This is a genomic window from Pseudomonas sp. TNT2022 ID1044, from assembly GCF_028656895.1.
GTDB lineage: Bacteria > Pseudomonadota > Gammaproteobacteria > Pseudomonadales > Pseudomonadaceae > Aquipseudomonas > Aquipseudomonas reinekei.
Genome location: NZ_JAMDHB010000022.1, coordinates 416,147 through 435,572, shown reverse-complemented (window position 1 = coordinate 435,572; position 19,426 = coordinate 416,147). Strand labels below are relative to the sequence as shown.

Below are 19,426 nucleotides of genomic sequence, written 5' to 3'. Positions count from 1 at the left end.
CTACAGGTACGCAAGAACATTCCCCACTACTGGTGCTATATACAGGTGTCGGTGAGATACTGCGTGTCCTACACCTGATAACGCTAATTCTTCATCATGAACACCGCGTTTATATGACCCAGCGAAAAATCATCCACGTCGATTGTGACTGTTTCTACGCCGCCATCGAGATGCGAGATGACCCGCGCCTGGCCGGCAAGCCCCTGGCGGTAGGGGGCTCCGCGGATCGGCGTGGGGTCATTGCCACCTGCAATTATGAGGCGCGGGCGTATGGGGTGCGTTCGGCCATGTCTTCCGGGCATGCATTGAAGCTGTGTCCGGACCTGACCATCGTCAAGCCGCGTATGGATGCCTATAGAGAAGCATCAAAGGAAATTCATACGATTTTTCGCGATTACACTGACATCATCGAGCCGCTGTCGCTGGATGAGGCTTACCTCGACGTGTCGGACAGCGCTCATTTCGCAGGAAGCGCCACGCGGATCGCCCAGGACATCCGCCGTCGTGTTTCCAATCAGCTGCACATTACGGTGTCGGCGGGTGTGGCACCTAACAAGTTTCTCGCCAAGATCGCCAGTGACTGGAAGAAGCCTAACGGTTTGTTTGTCATCACACCGGATCTGGTCGATGAGTTTGTCAGCGGCTTGCCGGTCAGCAAGCTGCATGGGGTCGGCAAAGTCACTGCCGAGCGTTTGGGCAAGCTCGGCATCGTCGATTGCTCGCACTTGCGCGAGTGGGACAAGTTGGCGCTGGTGCGTGAGTTTGGCAGCTTTGGTGAGCGACTCTGGAGCCTGGCGCGTGGGATCGATGATCGCCAGGTGCATAACGACAGTCGTCGGCAGTCCATCAGTGTCGAAAATACCTACGACGTTGACCTGCCGGATCTGCGCAGCTGCCTCGACAAGCTGCCGGAACTGCTGGATAGCCTCAAAACCCGTATGGAACGAATCGACAGCAGCTATCGGCCGGGCAAGCCGTTCGTCAAAGTGAAGTTCCATGACTTCACCCAGACCACGCTGGAGCAGGCCGGTGCAGGGCGGGACCTGGGCAGTTTTCAGTTGTTGCTGACCCAGGCATTCAATCGCGGCGGTAAACCGGTGCGGTTGCTGGGGGTGGGGGTGCGGCTGGAGGATTTGCGGGGCGGGTTTGAGCAGATGGAGTTGTTTGAACGGTAGGGGCAGAGCGAATACCAACCAAAAGCCAGTTGAGGGCTTCCCCTCAACCATGGAATCTCCCACAGGTACCGTATCGTCCTTGTGGGAGCGGGCTTGCCCGCGATGCTTTTCAGGTGTTAATCCGGTCCAGGATCGGCCACCAACCGCCCGGCATCCTTGGTCAGCGACTTCAAGAACTCAGTCTGCAACTCAGGATCATTGCGAGTCAGTTCAATCAGGCTTTGCTCCAGCTCGCTGGCTTCTTCTTCCAGACCCAGTTCCGACAGACGCTTGACCCGGTGCACCCACTGGCTCACTTCGTCGTCTTCGAGGTCGTCGTAAATCAACCCGTGGGCTTCAAGCAGCTTGCCGCGCAAGGTATGGCTGAGGGCGAGGGACGAGTCGGTATGCACGTCGTCCTTGGCGTCCTCGACATTGATCTGCAGCTTGCTCAGATGATTGAGGTCGTGTTCGGCGAACGGGCTGTCCAACAGGTTCAGGCGCAATACGCCGTTTTTGTCGGTGCTCAGCTCGAAGGTTTCCTTGCCGGCCTTGACCTGTACCGGACGCTCGCTCCACGGCAGGCTCGAGTATTCCGTGCGCTTGTCGAGCTGGACTTCATCGATGCCGGCCAGGTTCTGCTGCGCGCGACCGTTGGATTGCACGTTCATGAACGGGTTAAGCCCGGCAAAGCCGTAGCTGAACCAGTCCTTGGTCATGCTATCCGGAAGGTTGCCGAGGGCGAAAACATTGGCCACGTTCGCGCCGACGCCGCCGACCACCGCCACCGCGCCCAACGGGATCTCGTAGACCTCCCGCCAGGGTTGGTACGGCGTGTAGCGATCGTAATGGCGCGTGACCTCGAACTCGGTGACTTCGAAGGTCTTCTGCTCGTGGATTTTCACCCGGCGTTGCGGCAGCTCAAGCACCTTGGGCTCACCAACATCAATCTGCAGGCTGTGATCGAGCAATTTGCGCTCGACACGTTCCTCGTGCTCGCTGCGTTGTGACATGTGATTGGCACAGCCGCTGACCAGCAGGGTGCCGCACAGGGCGGCACCACCGAGGCCTAAGGTGTTTCGCTTGAACATGATGTCTCTATCTGGTTTCAGCGGCGGATACGGGCCTGAAGGAAAGGCAGTACGTCGGCGACTGGCAGCGCTTGCGGCTTGGCCTCGGTACGGCTCTTGTATTCCAGGTTGCCTTCGGCAAGACCACGGTCGCTGACCACGATCCGGTGAGGAATGCCGATCAGCTCCATGTCCGCGAACTTGATGCCCGGGCTGGTTTTCTTGTCGCGGTCGTCCAACAGCACTTCGAAGCCGGCGGCAGTCAGTTCTGCATACAGCTTGTCGGTGGCTTCGCGAACCAGGTCGGTTTCATAGCGCAACGGCACCAGGGCGATCTGGAAAGGCGCGAGGGCGTCGCTCCAGATGATGCCTTTGTCGTCGTTGTTCTGTTCGATGGCCGCCGCAACCACGCGGGATACACCAATGCCGTAGCAGCCCATTTCCAGGGTCACCGGCTTGCCATTCTCGCCCAGCACTTCGCACTTCATCGCCTTGCTGTACTTGTTGCCCAGCTGGAAGATGTGCCCGACTTCGATGCCGCGCTTGATTTCCAGGGTGCCCTTGCCGTCCGGGCTTGGGTCGCCGCTGACCACGTTACGCAGGTCGGCAACGGTCGGAACCGGCAGATCGCGCTCCCAGTTCACGCCGAAGTAGTGCTTGTCGTCGATGTTGGCACCGATGCCGAAGTCGCTCATCAGTTCGACCGAGCGGTCGATGATGATTGGCAGTGGCAGGTTCAGCGGGCCGAGGGAACCTGCGCCGGCGCCAATGGCGTCACGCAGTTCGGCATCGCTGGCCATGACCAGCGGGCTGGCCACGCCTGGCTGGTTCGCAGCCTTGATTTCGTTGAGTTCGTGATCGCCGCGGATGATCAGGGCAATCAGCTTGCCTTCTTCCTCGGCATGCACGATCAGGGTCTTGATGGTCTTCTCAATCGGCAGATTGAATTTTTCCACCAGTGCGGCAATGGTCTTGGTGTCTGGAGTGTCGACCAGACGCAGCTCTTCGGTCGCTGCAGCACGCGAGGTCTCGCGAGGCACGGCTTCGGCTTTCTCGATGTTCGCCGCGTAGTCGGAACCGTTGCTGAAGACGATGTCGTCTTCGCCGGACTCGGCCAGTACGTGGAACTCGTGGGAACCGGCGCCACCGATGGAACCGTTGTCGGCTTCTACAGGGCGGAACTTCAGGCCCAGGCGGGTAAACACGTTGCAGTACGCCTGGTGCATGCGGTCGTAGGTGACCTGCAGCGAAGGCTGGTCAGCGTGGAACGAATAGGCGTCCTTCATGATGAATTCGCGGCCGCGCATCAAGCCGAAGCGTGGGCGGATTTCGTCACGGAATTTGGTCTGGATCTGGTACAGGTTGATCGGCAGCTGTTTGTAGCTGCTCAGCTCGTTGCGCATCAGATCGGTGATGACTTCTTCGTGGGTCGGGCCCGCGCAGAAATCGCGACCGTGGCGATCCTTGAAGCGCAGCAGCTCAGGGCCGTACTCTTCCCAGCGACCGGATTCCTGCCACAGTTCAGCCGGTTGAGTGCTCGGCATCAACACTTCGAGCGAGCCGGCGGCGTTCATTTCTTCACGAACGACAGCTTCGACCTTGCGCATCACTCGCAAGCCCATCGGCAGCCAGGTGTACAGGCCCGAGGCAAGTTTGCGGATCATGCCGGCGCGCAGCATCAGCTGGTGGCTGATCACGACCGCGTCGGAAGGCGTTTCTTTCTGTGTGGCGAGCAAAAATTGACTGGTGCGCATGGTTGGCCGTTATCGATTGCTGATGACGAGAAATGACGGAGCATTGTACGGGCGAGATCCGCTGTCGTACAGGCGTGCGGTCGGCGGTGTGGCAGGAGGGCGGGAATCGTCGCGCCCTCCGTGTTGTTTCCTGCGGATACTTCCTACGATTCTTCCACGACCTGGGTCGGTACAGGCTCCGGCGTCGGCGTCGGGCCTTCGCGGCGGCTCTCCTGGAACCAGTGCAAGGCGATCAGCACCAGCGTCGGCACACCCAACAGGGCGGTGATCAGGAAGAAATTGTGGTAACCGAATTTCTCCACCATGACCCCGGAGTAGCCGCCGATCAGGCGTGGCAGCAGGAGCATGATCGAGCTGAGCAGGGCGTATTGGGTGGCGGAGAATTTGAGGTTGGTCAGGCTCGACAGGTAGGCCACGAACGCCGAGGTCGCAAGGCCCGAGCTGAAGTTGTCCAGCGAGATGGTCACCACCAGCATGTTCAGGTCGGGGCCCATGTCGGCGAGCATCAGGAACAGGATGTTGGTCCCGGCCGAGGCTACGCCGCCGATGAACAGGATCGGCAGGATGCCGAATCGAACGATCAGCAGGCCGCCCATGCCGGCGCCCACCAGGGTCATGATCAGGCCGAAGATTTTGCTGACGCTGGCGATCTGGTCCTTGGTGAAGCCCTGGTCGATGTAAAACACGTTGGCCATCACGCCCATGACCGTGTCGGACATCCGGTAGGTGGCGATCAGGCCGAGCAACAAAAGCGCTTGCCAGCGATACCGCAGAATGAAGTCGTTGACCGGGGTCAGTACCGGCGCCAGGCCGCGACGACCCATGGCTGACAGGCACAGGGCGGTGAGCGTGGTGTAGAGGATTGCGCGCAGGAAGGCGCGGTCTTGCAGCAGCAGGTCGAGCAGGCTCACGCCTTCGAACAGCACGCTGGCGAAGTCGGTGTTGTAGAGCTGGGTGAACATGGCTGGCACGGAAACCAGTAATACGATCAGCACGAACACCGAAGCCAGTTGATGCACAAAGCTGTAGCGCCCGGCCTGCAGTTGCGTGCGCAGTGGTACCGGCGGTTCGCGCATGAAGAGGGTAGTCAGCAACGCCGGGACCATCAGCGCGCCGAAGAGCAGGTAAGTACCGGCCCAGGCCGAGTGTTTGTAATTGAAGCCGGTGGAGCCGAAGCCTTCAGCGAAGAACAACGCGCCGGCCGTGGCCAGCAGCGCCGCGATTCGATAACCGGACATGTAGCTGGCGGCCAGGGCGGCTTGTCGATTGTCTTCGGCGATTTCCAGGCGATAGGCGTCAACCGCGATATCTTGCGTCGCCGAGGCGAATGCGACGACCACCGCGATGGCGATCAACCAGGACAGATGTTTTTGCGGGTCGCAGAAACCCATGCCAATCAGGCCGAGAATCACCAGGGCTTGGGAAAGCACCAGCCAGGAGCGTCGTCGACCCAGCTTGCCGAGCAACGGCAGGCGCCATTGGTCGAGCAGCGGTGACCAGACCCATTTGAAGGCGTAGGCCAGACCAATCAGGCTGGCGTAACCGATGGTCTCGCGCGCCACACCGGCTTCACGCAGCCAGACTGAAAGCGTCGAAAACACCAGCATGTAGGGCAGGCCGGCGGCGAAACCCAGCAACAACAGTACAAGCGTCGAGGGGCTGGCATAGGCAGCGAGCGCGGCGCGCCAGGTTTTACGGGGCATGGGCTGGAGTCTGCCTCAAGAAATACGGAAACAAAGCGCGCACTCTAACCGCTGTGCTCTACCGGGCGCCACCCATGACGCTGAATATCAACACGATTATTCAGGATACTGATGCCCTCCATACGCAATCGCGCGCGTTGTTCATCCCCCGATGGACTGCCAGCGGGGAGGCTGATGCGCCCGCCGGCGCCGAGTACCCGGTGCCAGGGTAACTTGCTGTCGCCGGGCAGCTGGCTCAGGGTTCGTCCCACCCAGCGCGCCGCCCGCCCCAGACCCGCCAGCTCTGCCAACTGACCATAGCTCACCACCTTGCCTTCGGGCACTTGCGCCAAGGTCAGATAGAGTGCCGTGCGTCGGATTTGTGCCGCGCTTTCGGGTTCAGCGTTTGTTTCGATCACGTGCGCAGTTCCTGAGGAAATTCACAGTACCGCCCGTAGAGTAAATCCTCGATCAGCAGATGAGAAATGAACTCAATAGTCATAGTCGGGTCAGTCCTTGCTAGGGCCTTATTCCTGCGGATAATGCCGACTTTTTTCGCGAACCTGAGCCTTTATTTGCTTATGTTGTCCAGAACCCTGCTGTGCCTCGCTGTCGTCAGCGCCTCCACTCCCTTGCTCGCGGACACCGTCTGGTTGAAGAACGGTGACAAGCTGAGCGGCAAGATCATCCTGTTCGATGGCGGCAAGCTGCTGGTTCAAACCGAGTATGCCGGTGCCGTGCCGATTGAATGGAGCAAGGTGAAAACTCTGGAGAGTGATCAACATCTGTTGGTCAAGCAGGATGCCTACACCGGTGAGGTGGCCAAGTCGCTGCACGCGGCGGAGGACGGCAAAGTCATCCTGGCCAATGGTGATGCACCCAAGACCGTGGAGTTGGCGAGTATCCAGCAGATGCTCAAGCCCAAGCCGGTCGTCGAGGATCTGGTTTGGAAGGGCAACATCGACGCGGCGCTGGATTACCAGCGCGCCGACAAGGACACTGACGATTACGACATCGACTTCAAGACCACTGCGCGTCATGGTCGCTGGCGGCATACGGCGGAAGGTGAATACAACCGCGAATTCCAGGATGACGTGGTGACCACGGACAACTGGCGGGGCGAGTATTCTCTCGACCGCTTCCTGACAGAAAAATGGTTCTGGCAAGGTCGTCTGGTCTACAAGCGCGACAAGGTTGAAGACCTGTCCCGTCAGCGCACGGCCGGTACCGGTCCGGGTTACCAGTTCTGGGATGACGAGCTGGGTGCGTTCTCCCTCGGTTCACTGGTCAACCGCACGGATTACGAGTTCGCCGACGGCAGCAAAGAGAATTTCTATTCCGTGGCCATGAAGTGGGATTACAACCGCTACCTGATTGGCAAGAAGGTCGAGTTCTTCACCAATGGCGAGGTTGGCAAGCCATTGTCCGGCGTGGCGGAGTACGCGCTGGATTCGGAAATCGGCCTGCGCTACAAGGTGACGGACTGGGCTTCGCTCAATCTTAAGGCTGAGCGCAACATCATTGAGGGGACAGACGATGCCGATCTCGACAAGACCCGTTACACGGCAGGGTTTGGCGTAACCTGGTAAGACGCCAAAAGATCGCAGCCTTCGGTGGCTGCCTGCATGACTTGACCTGCAGGCGCCGCCGAAGGCTGCGATCTTTTTTTGCCTGTGAAAAACACACAGGCACAAAAAAACCCCGCTTTTAAGGGCGGGGCTTTTTACTAAAGCAAGTACAAGTTAGATAACTTGAACTTCTTCAGCTTGCATGCCTTTCTGACCGCGGGTAGCGATGAAAGAAACCTGTTGGCCTTCTTTCAGGCTTTTGAAGCCGTCGGATTGGATAGCTTTGAAGTGAACGAACAGGTCGTCACCGGATTGTGGAGTGATGAAGCCGAAGCCTTTTTCATCGTTGAACCACTTAACGGTACCGGTTTGGCGATTAGACATGGTGTAACTCCTTGAACAAAGATAACTGCGACTCAGGAAGAACCCTGGCCGAGACTGAGTGCAAAGAGCAGGAAAAATTCTTGTAGATGGTTGGATCGAAATTCAACATATCGTGTAGAGATTCTCAGTGACACAAGCAGCACAGTGGCGCCACCTTAACCCTTTTTCCGGAACGTGCCAATGCTTCTTGCGAAGGTTTCTCTGTTTTAAGGATCGACGGTGTGACGGTTCGTCGCCAGCACAGGGGAATTCCGGCCTGTTCGGCGAGAATTGCAGCGCGGACTTTGAACCCGGCGGCGCGCCCGGTAAGATGCCGGACAGATTTTTTCCACCTCGCTATTCAGGACACCCGCCATGAGCATCAAATCGGACAAGTGGATTCGCCGCATGGCGCAGGAACACGGCATGATCGAGCCGTTCGTAGAGCGCCAGATGCGTGGCAGCGACGACAGCCGTGTGATCTCCTACGGCGTGTCCAGCTACGGCTACGATGTGCGTTGCACCAATCATTTCAAGGTGTTTACCAACATCAATTCGGCCATCGTCGACCCGAAAAACTTCGATGCCGGCAGCTTTGTCGATATCCACAGCGACGTGTGCATCATCCCGCCAAACTCCTTCGCCCTGGCCAGCACCGTCGAGTACTTCCGCATTCCGCGCAATGTTTTGACCATCTGCTTGGGTAAAAGCACTTACGCGCGCTGCGGCATCATCGTCAACGTCACGCCGCTCGAGCCCGAATGGGAAGGGCACGTAACCCTGGAATTCTCCAACACCACCAATCTGCCGGCGAAGATCTACGCCAACGAAGGCGTGGCGCAGATGCTGTTCCTCGAGTCAGACGAAGAATGTGAAGTGTCGTACAAGGACCGTGGCGGCAAATATCAGGGCCAGCGTGGCGTGACCCTGCCGCGGACCTGAGTCAACCGTCCGACAGAACGGGGGAATTCCTGAGCGAGCGTACACTCTATGGAGTGTACTGCTCCGATCCGCGCAAGGCGGATCGGGCCATCGCTCAGGAGTGCTTTATGAAGATCGACCCGCAAATAAGTGCCGAACTGGCAAGGCTTGAGCCCAATCAGGTTGGCGTTTTAGCCTGGTCCTTGCTGGCACATCCGACTATCAGCATGGCAGGGGGTATTCCCGGCCAGCCTGATCCTGATACGCCCAACGAACAGCCTACCGAGCCCGGTGAGCCGACCCTTCCGGATGAGCCGCCGCCCGCGCCTGTGGCCTGATTCCTTACTGGCTTCTGAACCCTTGTAGAAGCGCGCACGCTCGCTTCTACAAGGTCACCGGCCATATTTCGTTATCGCCGATGACGAAGATCCTGCTGGTGTCGTCCAGACTGACTTGATATCCGCCGGTAAACGCACCAAAGGCCGGAAGAAGACTCACGTCCTCAGCCATCCTGAAACACGCCAGCCGCAAGCGCTGCCGCCCTTTGCCATGCAGCCGATAAACCGGATGCACATGCCCGGCCAGTACGTGGCGTCCCGGGTACGGGATCGGTTCGTGCTGCAAGGCAAAAGGCCCGAGCAGCATGGGTTCAGGCACCACGCAAATATTCAGCGCCGCCGGCGGATCGCCGGCCCGTTTATCGTGGTTGCCACGGATCAGGATCATGTCCATATCTACGTGTCGCGCTCGCCATTGGCTCAATACCGCCAGCGTGGCCGCGGCATGGGAGCCGGGCCCATGGAGAAAATCACCGAGGAAAATCACCTGCCGACAGGGCAGGGCCGACAACAGAGCATCGAGCACTGCAATATTTTGCGTGGTGGTGCCTTGGGGAACCGGTTGGCCAAGGCTTCGATAGGCGGCAGCCTTGCCGAAATGCACATCGGCGATCAGCAGCGCTTGTAGCGCTGGCCAGTAAATGGCTTTCTCCGGCAGCAACCAGAGTTCTTCGCCTGCCAGCCGTACGGGATAGGGCGTGCTCATCGGGATTTTCCGGTGTCGGCGGTTTTTTCCAGATCGCTGATCATGCGTCGGATGCGGTCAGCGAGTTTTTCCGAGCTCATGCTTTCCCGCATGCGTTCCACCAGCAGGGGAAAGCCGAGGGGCGTCGGGCGTTTGATCTGATGCAGGTCCAGTTTCATCCGGTTGATTCGCTCCAGCGTCTGTTCCAGACGACGAATATCCAGTTCCTCCCGCAGCACTTCTTCCCCAGCCTGAGCCAGCAACAGGTTGCCCGCGTCATATTGTTTGAACACTTCGAAGAACAGACCGCTGGAAGCCTGGACTTGTCGCGTGCTTTTCGGCGCGCCGGGGTAGCCGGCAAACACCAGTCCGGCTATGCGGGCGATTTCCCGAAAGCGGCGTAGCGCCAGTTCGCCAGCGTTAAGACTGGCCAGCACGTCCTTTAACAGATCATCGGGACTGAGCAGTGCGGCATCGAGCTGCTCCGCCCACTCGACGGGCGTGGCGCTGAGCAACTCCAGGCCGTAATCGTTGACCGCAATCGAGAAGGTCAGCGGTTGACGCTGACTGGCTCGCCACGCCAGCAGGCTGGCCAGCCCGAGATGCACTTGGCGTCCGGCGAAGGGAAAGAGAAAAAGGTGCCAGCCTTCGCGAGATTTCAGGGCTTCGGCCAGCAAACGGTCTTCGGTCGGTAGGCCTGACCAGTGTTGCTGCACCTGCAGTAAAGGGCGCACCGCCTGCATTTCCGGGCCTTGGTAATGACCCTGCGCCGCCGCACTGAATCGGGCGACCACCGCTTGCGCCAGTTCGTTGGAAAGGGGCATGCGTCCGCCATTCCAGCGCGGTACCGCGGCTTTTTTCACTGCGCTGCGTTTGACGTACGCGGTCATGTTTTCGACCCGCACCAGTTCCAGCAAACGACCGGCAAACAGAAAGCCGTCGCCGGGCTTGAGGCGCGCAATAAACCCTTCCTCGACGCTGCCCAATTGTTTGCCGCCGCCGCCCTTGCTCCAGAATTTCAACTGGACGCTCGCGTCGCTGACGATGGTGCCGATGCTCATGCGATGCCTGCGGGCCAGTCGCGCATCCGGTACGCGCCACACACCGTGTTCATCGGGTTCGACCCGGCGGTAATCCGGATAGGCGGTCAGGGAGAGCCCGCCATGGCGTACGAAAGCCAGCGCCCAGGCCCAGTCGGCCAGGTTCAGGTCCCGATAAGCCCAGGCTCCGCGTACTTCTTCGTACAACTCATCGGGCACAAAGCCGCCCCCCAGTGCGATGCTCACCAGGTGCTGCACCAACACATCCAGTGGCTTGACCGGCGATAGCCGCGGTTCGATGCAACGTGCCGCCACGGCATCTTGCGCCGCTGCGGCCTCTATCAATTCCAGGCTGTGCGTCGGCACCCATGTGAGCCGCGACGCGCGCCCCGGTGCATGGCCGGAGCGCCCGGCGCGTTGCATGAGCCGAGCGACGCCTTTGGCGGAACCGATTTGCAGCACCCGTTCCACAGGCAGGAAATCCACACCCAGATCGAGGCTGGAGGTGCAGACCACCGCCTTGAGTTGGCCGTCCTTGAGGGCGCGTTCGACCCAGTCTCGGGTGTCGCGCGACAACGAGCTGTGGTGCAAAGCGATTAACCCGGCCCAGTCCGGGCGCGCCTCGAGCAAGGCCTGATACCAGATCTCCGATTGCGCTCGGGTGTTGGTGAACACCAGGCTGCTGGCGCTGGATTCGAGCTCGCTCACCACTTGCGGCAGCATCTTCAACCCGATGTGCCCGGCCCAGGGAAAGCGCTCGATCGCCGGCGGTAGCAGCGTGTCAATCCGCAGCTCTTTTTTGCTCTGGTCTTGAACGCTGATCCCGCCGCCCTGTGGGATCAGCACCTGCTCAGCGTGCGACTGATTACCCAAGGTCGCAGAAACGCCCCAGACGATCATTTCGGGATGCCAGCGGCGCAAACGGGCGAGGGCCAGTTGCAACTGCACGCCGCGTTTGTTGCCGAGCAATTCGTGCCATTCATCGACCACTACCATGCGCAAGCTCGACAGTGCTGTTTGCGCGTCGGCACGGGCAAGCATCAGGGTCAGGCTTTCTGGCGTAGTGATCAGCGTGGTCGGTAGTCGTCGACTCTGGCGCGCCCGTTCGCTGCTGCTGGTATCGCCGGTACGCAGGCCGACGCTCCACGGTATGTGCAAGTCCTGCAGCGGCGCTTCAAGGGCGCGGGCGGTGTCGGCGGCCAAGGCGCGCATGGGGGTTATCCACAACACGGTCAGGGGCTCGGCCACGGGTTTGCGTTTGCGGGATGTTTCAACGGGAGCGGAGGAGCGAGCGAAGCGATTGAGTGCGCCGAACCACACCGCGTAGGTTTTGCCGGCGCCGGTGCTGGCATGCAACAGCCCGGATTGTCCTTGTTTCACCGCCGTCCAGACCTGTTTCTGAAAGGCAAACGGCTTCCAGCCGCGAGCGGTGAACCAGCGTTTGGCGAAGTCAGTAGTGGTTCCCATGCCGGCGGGTGCGCTCTGAACGTGTTCTTTCAGTGACCGCGGGGCAATGGGACAAGTTTTACTGCGATGACTTGCAGGAGCAAGCTTGCTCGCGATGACGGTGTGTCAGGCGACGAGGACGTCAGCCGAAAAACCGCTATCGCGAGCAAGCTTGCTCCTGCAAGGGAGAGGTGAATTACTTCAGGTTACCGCTGAGGAATTGCTTCAAGCGCTCACTCTTCGGATTGCCCAGCACGTCTTCCGGCGCGCCTTCTTCCTCCACCAGGCCCTGGTGCAGGAACAATACCTGGCTCGATACCTTGCGGGCGAAGCTCATTTCGTGGGTCACCATGATCATGGTCCGGCCTTCTTCGGCCAGGCCCTGGATCACTTTGAGCACTTCACCTACCAGTTCCGGGTCCAGCGCCGAAGTCGGTTCGTCAAACAGCATGACTTCCGGTTCCATGGCCAATGCGCGGGCAATCGCCACGCGTTGCTGCTGGCCGCCGGAGAGGAATGCCGGGTATTGATCGGCCACCCGCGCCGGTAAACCGACCTTGTCCAGGTAGCGGCGGGCACGGTCTTCGGCTTCCTGCTTGCTGCAACCCAGCACCCGGCGTGGCGCCATGGTGATGTTTTCCAGCACGGTCATGTGGCTCCACAGGTTGAAGTGCTGGAACACCATGGCCAGGCGGGTGCGGATCCGTTGCAGTTCATCGGGATCGGCAACGTGCATGCCGTGGCGATCCTTGACCATGCGGATGGCCTGGCCGTCCAGGCTCATGGCGCCGTCGTTGGGTTGTTCGAGAAAGTTGATGCAGCGCAGGAAAGTACTTTTGCCCGAGCCGCTGGCGCCGATCAGGCTGATGACGTCGCCGGTGTTGGCCTTGAGCGAAACGCCTTTGAGCACCTGGTGATCGCCATAGCTTTTATGCAGGCCTTCGATGGTCAGTTTGTACATGGAACAAGCATCCTCAAGGCGAAAGTAGGTAGCCGCTGCGATAGGCTTCGGTGCCCGCGACATGGGCGATCACCATGCCGGCAGTGGCCATGCGCCGCAGCGAGCGGGCGTACATCAGGCCGGCGGCGGTGCAATGGACTGGAGTGACGCGATCGGTGATCGGGTCAATGATTTCGGCGATCAGTTGCCCGGCTTCCAGGTACTCACCCGGCAGTGCGGTGAACACCAGCAAGCCGCCGATGGGCGTTGCCACCGGTTCCACGCCGGCCAGCGGCGTAGCCGGGTAGGGCAGCTCTGGCATGGGTGCCGGTTCGCCGGCAATTGCACCGAAGTGAATCAGGTAATCGATCACGGCCTGGCTGTCGAGGCTGGCCAGTGGGTGATTCACATCGCCCTGGCCGCGCAGTTCGACGGTGACCGAGAAACTGCCCGGTGGAATATCGAACTGTTCGCCGAAGCGATCCTTCAACTGCCACCAGAGCAGAGTGAAGCATTCATCGAACGACTGCCCGCCGGAATCAGTGGCCAGCAAGCTGGCTTCGGACCCGATGTAGCGCGCCAGCGGCTCGACCTGCGGCCAGGCTTCGGGCGTGGTGTACAGATGCGCGACGGCTTCGAAATCGCAATGCAGGTCCAGCACCATGTCGGCGTCGCACGCCAGCCGTTGCAGGGTCAGGCGTTGCGATTGCAGTTGGGTGGTGGCGGTCTGCCGGGCCAGTGCGTTGCGCAGGCTGTGGCGGATCAGTTCGAGATTGCGTTGCGGGTCGCCGCCGAGCTGGCCTTCGATCTCGTTGCCGACCTCTTCGCTCAAATCGACGAACCAGCGGTTGAAGTTCTGCCCGCTTTCCAGCTCGTAGCGACCCAGCGGCACGTCCATCAGCACTTGTTCCAGGCCGACCGGATTGGCCACGGGAACCAGGACGATTTCACTGCGCAGCCGCCCGGCCGCTTCCAGCTCGGTCAGGCGTTGCTTGAGGTGCCAGGCGACCAGCATGCCGGGCATTTCATCGGCATGCAGGGACGACTGGATGTAGATTTTGCCTTTGGCCGGTTGAGGGCCGAAGTGAAAACTGTGGATCTGTCGTGCTGTCCCCGGCAGCGGGGCCAGCAGGTCATGAATCTGGTGGCGCATTGCGAAAAATCCTAGTGGGTCGGCCCAAGGAAGGCCAGCCATCGGCGTTCGGCGAGACGGAACAGGCCGACCAGTGCAAAGGTGATGGTCAGGTAGATCAGCGCGGCGATGCCGAACGACTGGAAGGTCAGGAAGGTCGCCGAGTTGGCGTCCCGAGCGACTTTCAGGATGTCCGGGATGGTCGCGGTAAACGCCACGGTGGTCGAGTGCAGCATCAGGATCACTTCGTTGCTGTAGTAAGGCAACGAGCGGCGCAGGGCCGAAGGCATGATCACGTAGGCATACAGCTTCCAGCCGGTCAGGCCGTAGGCCTTGGCTGCTTCGACTTCACCGTGGGCCATGCTGCGAATCGCCCCGGCGAAAATCTCCGTGGTGTAGGCGCAGGTGTTCAGGGCGAACGCCAGGATGGTGCAGTTCATCGCATCGCGGAAGAAACTGTCGAGCACCGGTTGCGCCCGCACGGCGGCGAGGCTGTAGATCCCGGTGTAGCAGATCAGCAACTGGATATACAACGGCGTGCCACGGAACAGGTAGGTGTAGAACTGCACCGGCCAGCGAATGTAGAAGTGCGGTGAAACCCGGGCGATGGACAGCGGGATCGAGACGATGAAGCCGATGAAAATCGACGCGCTGAGCAGCCACAGGGTCATGGCCAGGCCGGTGATGTTTTGGCCGTCGGTATAGAGGAAGGCTTTCCAGTATTCCTGCAGGAGTTCGATCATCGTACGGCCTCCCGGGTCCCGGCGGCGTAGCGGCGTTCGAGCCAGCGCAGAATGAAGTTGGAGGCACTGGTGATCAGCAGATAGATCAGCGCCGCGAGCACCAGGAAGTAGAACAGTTGATAGGTGCTTTTACCCGCATCCTGGGCAGCCTTGACCAAGTCTGCCAAACCGATGATCGACACCAGCGCAGTGGCCTTGAGCATCACCATCCAGTTGTTGCCGATACCCGGCAGGGCGTAGCGCATCATCTGCGGGAACACCACGATACGAAACCGCTGGCCGCGCTTGAGGCCGTAGGCGGTGGCTGCTTCGACCTGGCCGCGCGGCACGGCAAGGATGGCGCCGCGGAACGTCTCGGTGAAGTACGCGCCGTAAATGAAGCCCAGGGTCAGGACCCCGGCGCTGAACGGGTTGATCTCGATGTATTCCCATTCCATGTAGTCGGTGAGCGACGTCAGCCAGGTTTGCAGGCTGTAGAAAATCAACAGCATCAGCACCAGGTCCGGCACCCCGCGAATCAGCGTGGTGTAGCACTGGGCAACCAGGCGCAGCAGTTTGACTTTGGACAGTTTGGCACTGGCGCCGAGCAGGCCGAGCAATACGGCCACCAGCAGCGACATCGCCGATAATTTGATGGTCATCCAGGTGCCTTCCATCAGCAAAGGACCGAAGCCCTTCAGGCTGAAGGCTGAGAGCCCCAGAGTTTGCAGGAGGTTTTCGAACATAAATCAGCAACCTGATCGGATAAAAAAAGCGCCCATCGCGAGATGGGCGCCGGGCATTATTTGCCGCTGTACAGATTCAGATCGCCAAAGTGTTTCTTCTGAATGGTGGCGTAGGTGCCATCATCGTGTAACGCTTTGATACCTTTATCCAAAAGTGCTTTCAGCTCGGTGTTACCTTTCTTAATACCGACTGCTGTCTTGGCTGGCAGCAGTTCGCTGTCGACCGGCTTGCTGACTTCGTAGCCATCGCCTTTTGGCGACTTCAGAAAGCCCAGTTCGGCTTGCAGCATGTCCTGGATCGCAGCGTCGAGACGGCCGGAAGTCAGGTCCGAATAGACCTGGTCCTGGTTCTGATAGGCCTGGGTCTTCACGCCTGCCTTGTCCAGAACGGCTTTGGCGTAGGCTTCCTGGATGGTGCCTTGTTCGTAGCCGACGGTTTTGCCCTTCAGCGAAGCGACGTCTTCGGTCAGGCCGGAACCTTTCTTGAACACGTAGGCGGTCGGGCCGGAGAACAGCTCGCTGGAGAAGTCGATGACTTTTTCACGGGCCGGGGTGACGGTCATCGAAGAGATCACGCCGTCGAACTTATTGGCCTTGAGGCCAGGAATCATCCCGTCGAAATCGCTTTCGACCCATCTGCATTTGACCTTCAGCTCGGCGCAGATTGCGTTGCCCAGATCGATGTCGAAGCCCACCAGGCTGCCGTCGGCCGCTTTCGACTCGAACGGTGCGTAGGAAGGATCAACGCCAAAACGCAATTCTTTGTATTCCTTTGCCATGGCGGAGCCAGCGGCCATGCACAACGCCAGTGCAGAAAGGGTCAGCAATGCTTTTTTCATTATTTAATCCCTAAAACCAATATGAGCGCTTGTGGCGCAGAATTATTGTTACTGGTAAGCGTAAGACCTAATGAAAGTAGCAATTTCCGAACCAGAGTGCCGAACAAGCGTTTAAAAGGCGCGCGGGAAATTGCCGGAGGGGATTAGTGCACGAAAACGGGCGGTGTGAAAAGCCTGCACTGTTTTTGATCGCGATCATTTTGGCAGGGCCTGGAAATATCGGATTTGAGTAGGCGCCGGCTTGCTCCTGATGATGAGTGCTTTCAGGCAAGCAGGTCCTGCAAGGTGCCGAGATGGTCGGCTTCGTCGACGGTTTTATCCTGGCGCCAGCGCAGCATCCGCGGAAAGCGCACCGCGATTCCGCTTTTGTGCCGCTTGGACAGGGCAATCCCCTCGAAGCCCAACTCAAACACCAGGCTCGGTTTGACACTGATCACCGGACCGAACTTTTCCACGGTGGTTTTGCGCACGATGCTGTCGACCTGCCGCATTTCTGCATCGGTCAGCCCTGAATAGGCCTTGGCAAAGGGCACCAGCGTACGTTCGCTGGCGTCGGGCGGACCGTCCCAGACGGCGAAGGTGTAGTCGCTGAAAAGACTGGCCCGGCGGCCATGACCGCGTTGCGCGTAAATCAGGACGGCATCGACGCTGAACGGGTCGACTTTCCATTTCCACCAGACGCCCACGTCCTTGGTTCGCCCCACGCCATAGCGTGCGTCGCGAGCCTTGAGCATCATGCCTTCGACCCCGAGCCGGCGAGAGGCCTCGCGCTGGCGGGCGAGGTCGAACCAGTCATCGCCGGTCAGCAGCGGCGACGCCAGCAACGCCGGGTGATTGCATCGGGCAATCACCTGCTCCAGTTGCGCACGCCGCTGCGCCTGTGGGTGATTGCGCCAGTCTTCGCCTGCCCATTCCAGCAAGTCGTACGCGAGAATGACCACGGGGATGTCGTTGAGCATTTTCTTGCTGAGGGTTTTGCGACCGATCCGCTGTTGCAGCAGTGCGAAAGGTTGCACGGCGGGGACGCTCGGTGAGTGTAGGTTAAAGGCGTCGTCGGTATCCGCTTGAGCGCTCTTCCAGACTACGATCTCACCGTCGATCACCGTGCCGTCAGGCAGGCCGTGAAGCAGGTTTCCCAGTTCGGGAAAGCGCTCGGTGACCAGCTCTTCACCCCGCGACCAGACCCACAACTGCCCGGCACGCTTGACCACTTGGGCGCGGATGCCATCCCACTTCCATTCCACCTGCCAATCGCTGGCGGGGCCAAGTAATGCGTCGAATTGTTCGACCGGTTGCGACAGGGCGTGGGCGAGAAAAAACGGATAAGGCTGACCGCCTCTCTGGGCATGTTCATCGGCCGATTCGGCGGCGATCAGTTTCAAGTAACTGGCGGCGCTCGGGCGATTCGACAGATCGGTGTAGCCCACCAGTCGTTGCGCCACGCGTTTGCTGTCCAGTTGCGCCATGGACGCGAGCGCGCGGGTGACCAGTAATTTGGAGACCCCCACGCGAAAGCTGCCGGTGATCAGTTTGATGCAGACCATCAAACTGGTGCGGTCCAGTTGCGACCAGAGTTCGGGCAGCTGCCGGGTCAGCACATCAGGCGATTCGCCGCGCAATGGCAGGAGTTTGTTTTCGATCCACATGGCCAGCCCGTCGGTGGACACGTGGGGTGCCTCGGGCAGGATCAGCGAAATGGTTTCCGCCAGATCGCCCACGGCCTGATAACTCTCTTCGAACAACCACGGCGACAGCCCCGAATGCGTCACGGCCAGCTCATGCAGAAGACGCACCGGCACCAGTTGCCGGGGCCGTCCACCAGACAGGAAGTACACCGCCCACGCGGCATCTTCCGGTGCGGCTTGCGCAAAGTAGCGTTGCATCGCCGCCAGTTTCGCGTTGCTTGAGGTCGTCGAATCAAGCTCGGCGTACAACTCGGCGAACGCTCTCATGGGCGTGCCTCGACGAGCGCGGGCTCGGCGGCCAGCGGTTCTTCTTCATCGTCGCCGTATTCGGTATCGAAGGCCTGGGCGTCGAGGCCCTGTTCGCACAGGTGCCGCACCAGCACCGCGACAGAGCCGTGAGTGACCATCACCCGTTGCGCGCCACTCTGCTCAATCGCCCAGAGCAAGCCGGGCCAGTCTGCGTGATCGGAGAGCACGAAGCCGCGATCCACCCCACGTCGCCGACGGGTGCCACGCAGGCGCATCCAGCCGCTGGCGAAGCCATCGCTGAAATCGCCAAAGCGGCGCATCCAGGTGCTGCCACCTGCTGACGGCGGGGCGATGACCAGCGCTTTGCGCAGCACAGGATCGTTTTTCTCGATGTCGCCGGCGTAGATCGTGGGGGGCAGATGAACCCCCGCTTCCCGGTAAACCCGATTCAGTGGCTCAACCGCGCCATGGGCCACTATGGGGCCGAGGCTGGCATCGATACCGTGGAGAATGCGCTGGGCTTTGCCGAAGGCGTAGCACAGCAGCACGCTGGTTTTGTCTTCGGCCGCGTTGGCTTGCCACCACTGATTGATTTCGTCGAAGACTTGCGCCTGGGGCTGCCAGCGATAAATCGGCAGGCCGAATGTCGACTCGGTGATAAAGGTGTGACAGCGCACCGGTTCGAACGGGGCGCAGGTGCCGTCGGGTTCGATTTTGTATTCACCGGAAGCGACCCAGACTTCGCCGCGGTATTCCAGGCGAACCTGTGCCGAGCCGAGCACATGGCCGGCGGGGTGAAAACTCAGGGTGACGCCGTGATGCAGCAGGCGTTCGCCATAGGCCAGCGTTTGCAGGTTGATGTCCTGCCCCAGGCGTGTGCGCAGAATTCCTTCACCGGGCGCCGCTGCCAGGTAATGCTGGTTGCCCGTATGCGCATGATCGCCATGGGCGTGGGTGATGACTGAACGCTCGACCGGCCGCCAGGGATCGATATAGAAATCGCCGACGGGACAGTACAAGCCTTCGGGACGCGCGATGACAAGATCCATGACATTGCCGGGGTGGGTGGACTTGTTAGCTATGAGGCTGGCG

At 60.1% G+C, this 19,426-nt stretch carries 18 protein-coding genes; 4 read left to right on the top strand and 14 right to left on the bottom strand.

Annotated elements, in window-relative coordinates; genetic code table 11:
• Nucleotides 1-113 precede the first annotated feature (113 nt).
• Nucleotides 114-1,175, top strand: a complete 1,062-nt coding sequence (gene dinB / locus M5G20_RS24445; RefSeq protein ID WP_273921265.1) for a DNA polymerase IV — start codon at nucleotides 114-116, stop codon at nucleotides 1,173-1,175.
• A gap of 116 nt (nucleotides 1,176-1,291) precedes the next feature.
• Here the strand turns inward: dinB and M5G20_RS24440 are convergent, their stop codons facing one another.
• The 4 genes from M5G20_RS24440 to M5G20_RS24425 all read right to left on the bottom strand — a co-directional run bounded on the left by M5G20_RS24440 (nucleotide 1,292) and on the right by M5G20_RS24425 (nucleotide 6,100).
• Nucleotides 1,292-2,245 carry a hypothetical protein gene (locus tag M5G20_RS24440; protein ID WP_273921264.1) on the bottom strand — a complete coding sequence of 318 codons (954 nt, stop codon included), beginning with the start codon at nucleotides 2,243-2,245 and terminating at the stop codon, nucleotides 1,292-1,294.
• 17 nt (nucleotides 2,246-2,262) lie between these two features.
• The gene (locus M5G20_RS24435; RefSeq protein ID WP_273921263.1) at nucleotides 2,263-3,978 is read right to left on the bottom strand and encodes a proline--tRNA ligase; all 1,716 of its coding nucleotides are present in this window, start codon (nucleotides 3,976-3,978) and stop codon (nucleotides 2,263-2,265) included.
• Nucleotides 3,979-4,121: 143 nt separating this feature from the next.
• On the bottom strand, nucleotides 4,122-5,681 hold the full coding sequence (locus M5G20_RS24430) for an AmpG family muropeptide MFS transporter (RefSeq protein ID WP_150732132.1): 1,560 nt from the start codon (nucleotides 5,679-5,681) through the stop codon (nucleotides 4,122-4,124).
• A 44-nt stretch (nucleotides 5,682-5,725) separates the two neighbouring features.
• Nucleotides 5,726-6,100 (bottom strand): MGMT family protein, encoded by a 375-nt coding sequence (locus M5G20_RS24425; RefSeq protein WP_443218326.1) that lies wholly within the window; start codon nucleotides 6,098-6,100, stop codon nucleotides 5,726-5,728.
• Between the two features lie 141 nt (nucleotides 6,101-6,241).
• Here M5G20_RS24425 and M5G20_RS24420 point away from each other — a divergent pair, with 141 nt between their 5' ends.
• Nucleotides 6,242-7,249 (top strand): DUF481 domain-containing protein, encoded by a 1,008-nt coding sequence (locus M5G20_RS24420; RefSeq protein WP_273921262.1) that lies wholly within the window; start codon nucleotides 6,242-6,244, stop codon nucleotides 7,247-7,249.
• Between the two features lie 153 nt (nucleotides 7,250-7,402).
• On the opposite strand, the gene M5G20_RS24415 is transcribed toward M5G20_RS24420, so the two are convergent.
• A complete protein-coding gene (locus tag M5G20_RS24415; protein WP_002554837.1) occupies nucleotides 7,403-7,612 on the bottom strand; it encodes a cold-shock protein in 210 nt (69 codons plus the stop codon).
• Nucleotides 7,613-7,966: 354 nt separating this feature from the next.
• Here M5G20_RS24415 and dcd point away from each other — a divergent pair, with 354 nt between their 5' ends.
• Together dcd and M5G20_RS24405 are read left to right on the top strand one after the other, a co-directional pair.
• The gene (dcd, locus tag M5G20_RS24410) at nucleotides 7,967-8,533 is read left to right on the top strand and encodes a dCTP deaminase (protein ID WP_007940589.1); all 567 of its coding nucleotides are present in this window, start codon (nucleotides 7,967-7,969) and stop codon (nucleotides 8,531-8,533) included.
• A gap of 107 nt (nucleotides 8,534-8,640) precedes the next feature.
• Complete coding sequence (locus M5G20_RS24405; protein WP_056856149.1) at nucleotides 8,641-8,850, top strand: hypothetical protein; 210 nt, start codon at nucleotides 8,641-8,643, stop codon at nucleotides 8,848-8,850.
• Between the two features lie 46 nt (nucleotides 8,851-8,896).
• On the opposite strand, the gene pdeM is transcribed toward M5G20_RS24405, so the two are convergent.
• The 9 genes from pdeM to M5G20_RS24360 form a co-directional block, all read right to left on the bottom strand.
• A complete protein-coding gene (gene pdeM / locus M5G20_RS24400; RefSeq protein ID WP_273921259.1) occupies nucleotides 8,897-9,556 on the bottom strand; it encodes a ligase-associated DNA damage response endonuclease PdeM in 660 nt (219 codons plus the stop codon).
• Nucleotides 9,553-12,042, bottom strand: coding sequence for a ligase-associated DNA damage response DEXH box helicase (locus tag M5G20_RS24395; RefSeq protein WP_273921258.1), 2,490 nt, complete (start codon nucleotides 12,040-12,042; stop codon nucleotides 9,553-9,555). Before M5G20_RS24395 ends, pdeM begins: the two co-directional genes overlap by 4 nt.
• 175 nt (nucleotides 12,043-12,217) lie before the next feature.
• Nucleotides 12,218-12,982, bottom strand: a complete 765-nt coding sequence (locus M5G20_RS24390; protein ID WP_273921257.1) for an ABC transporter ATP-binding protein — start codon at nucleotides 12,980-12,982, stop codon at nucleotides 12,218-12,220.
• A 13-nt stretch (nucleotides 12,983-12,995) separates the two neighbouring features.
• Nucleotides 12,996-14,114 (bottom strand): succinylglutamate desuccinylase/aspartoacylase family protein, encoded by a 1,119-nt coding sequence (locus M5G20_RS24385; RefSeq protein ID WP_273921256.1) that lies wholly within the window; start codon nucleotides 14,112-14,114, stop codon nucleotides 12,996-12,998.
• Between the two features lie 11 nt (nucleotides 14,115-14,125).
• On the bottom strand, nucleotides 14,126-14,836 hold the full coding sequence (locus tag M5G20_RS24380; RefSeq protein ID WP_150732139.1) for an ABC transporter permease: 711 nt from the start codon (nucleotides 14,834-14,836) through the stop codon (nucleotides 14,126-14,128).
• Nucleotides 14,833-15,561: an ABC transporter permease gene (locus tag M5G20_RS24375; RefSeq protein WP_075946811.1), complete on the bottom strand. Its 729-nt coding sequence runs from the start codon at nucleotides 15,559-15,561 to the stop codon at nucleotides 14,833-14,835. Before M5G20_RS24375 ends, M5G20_RS24380 begins: the two co-directional genes overlap by 4 nt.
• Nucleotides 15,562-15,617: 56 nt before the next feature.
• Entirely contained in the window at nucleotides 15,618-16,400 is a 783-nt protein-coding gene (locus M5G20_RS24370) for a transporter substrate-binding domain-containing protein (protein WP_273921255.1), read from the bottom strand.
• Between the two features lie 263 nt (nucleotides 16,401-16,663).
• Complete coding sequence (locus M5G20_RS24365) at nucleotides 16,664-18,352, bottom strand: ATP-dependent DNA ligase (protein ID WP_273921254.1); 1,689 nt, start codon at nucleotides 18,350-18,352, stop codon at nucleotides 16,664-16,666.
• Nucleotides 18,349-19,383: a ligase-associated DNA damage response exonuclease gene (locus M5G20_RS24360; protein WP_273921253.1), complete on the bottom strand. Its 1,035-nt coding sequence runs from the start codon at nucleotides 19,381-19,383 to the stop codon at nucleotides 18,349-18,351. Before M5G20_RS24360 ends, M5G20_RS24365 begins: the two co-directional genes overlap by 4 nt.
• Between the last annotated feature and the right edge of the window lie 43 nt (nucleotides 19,384-19,426).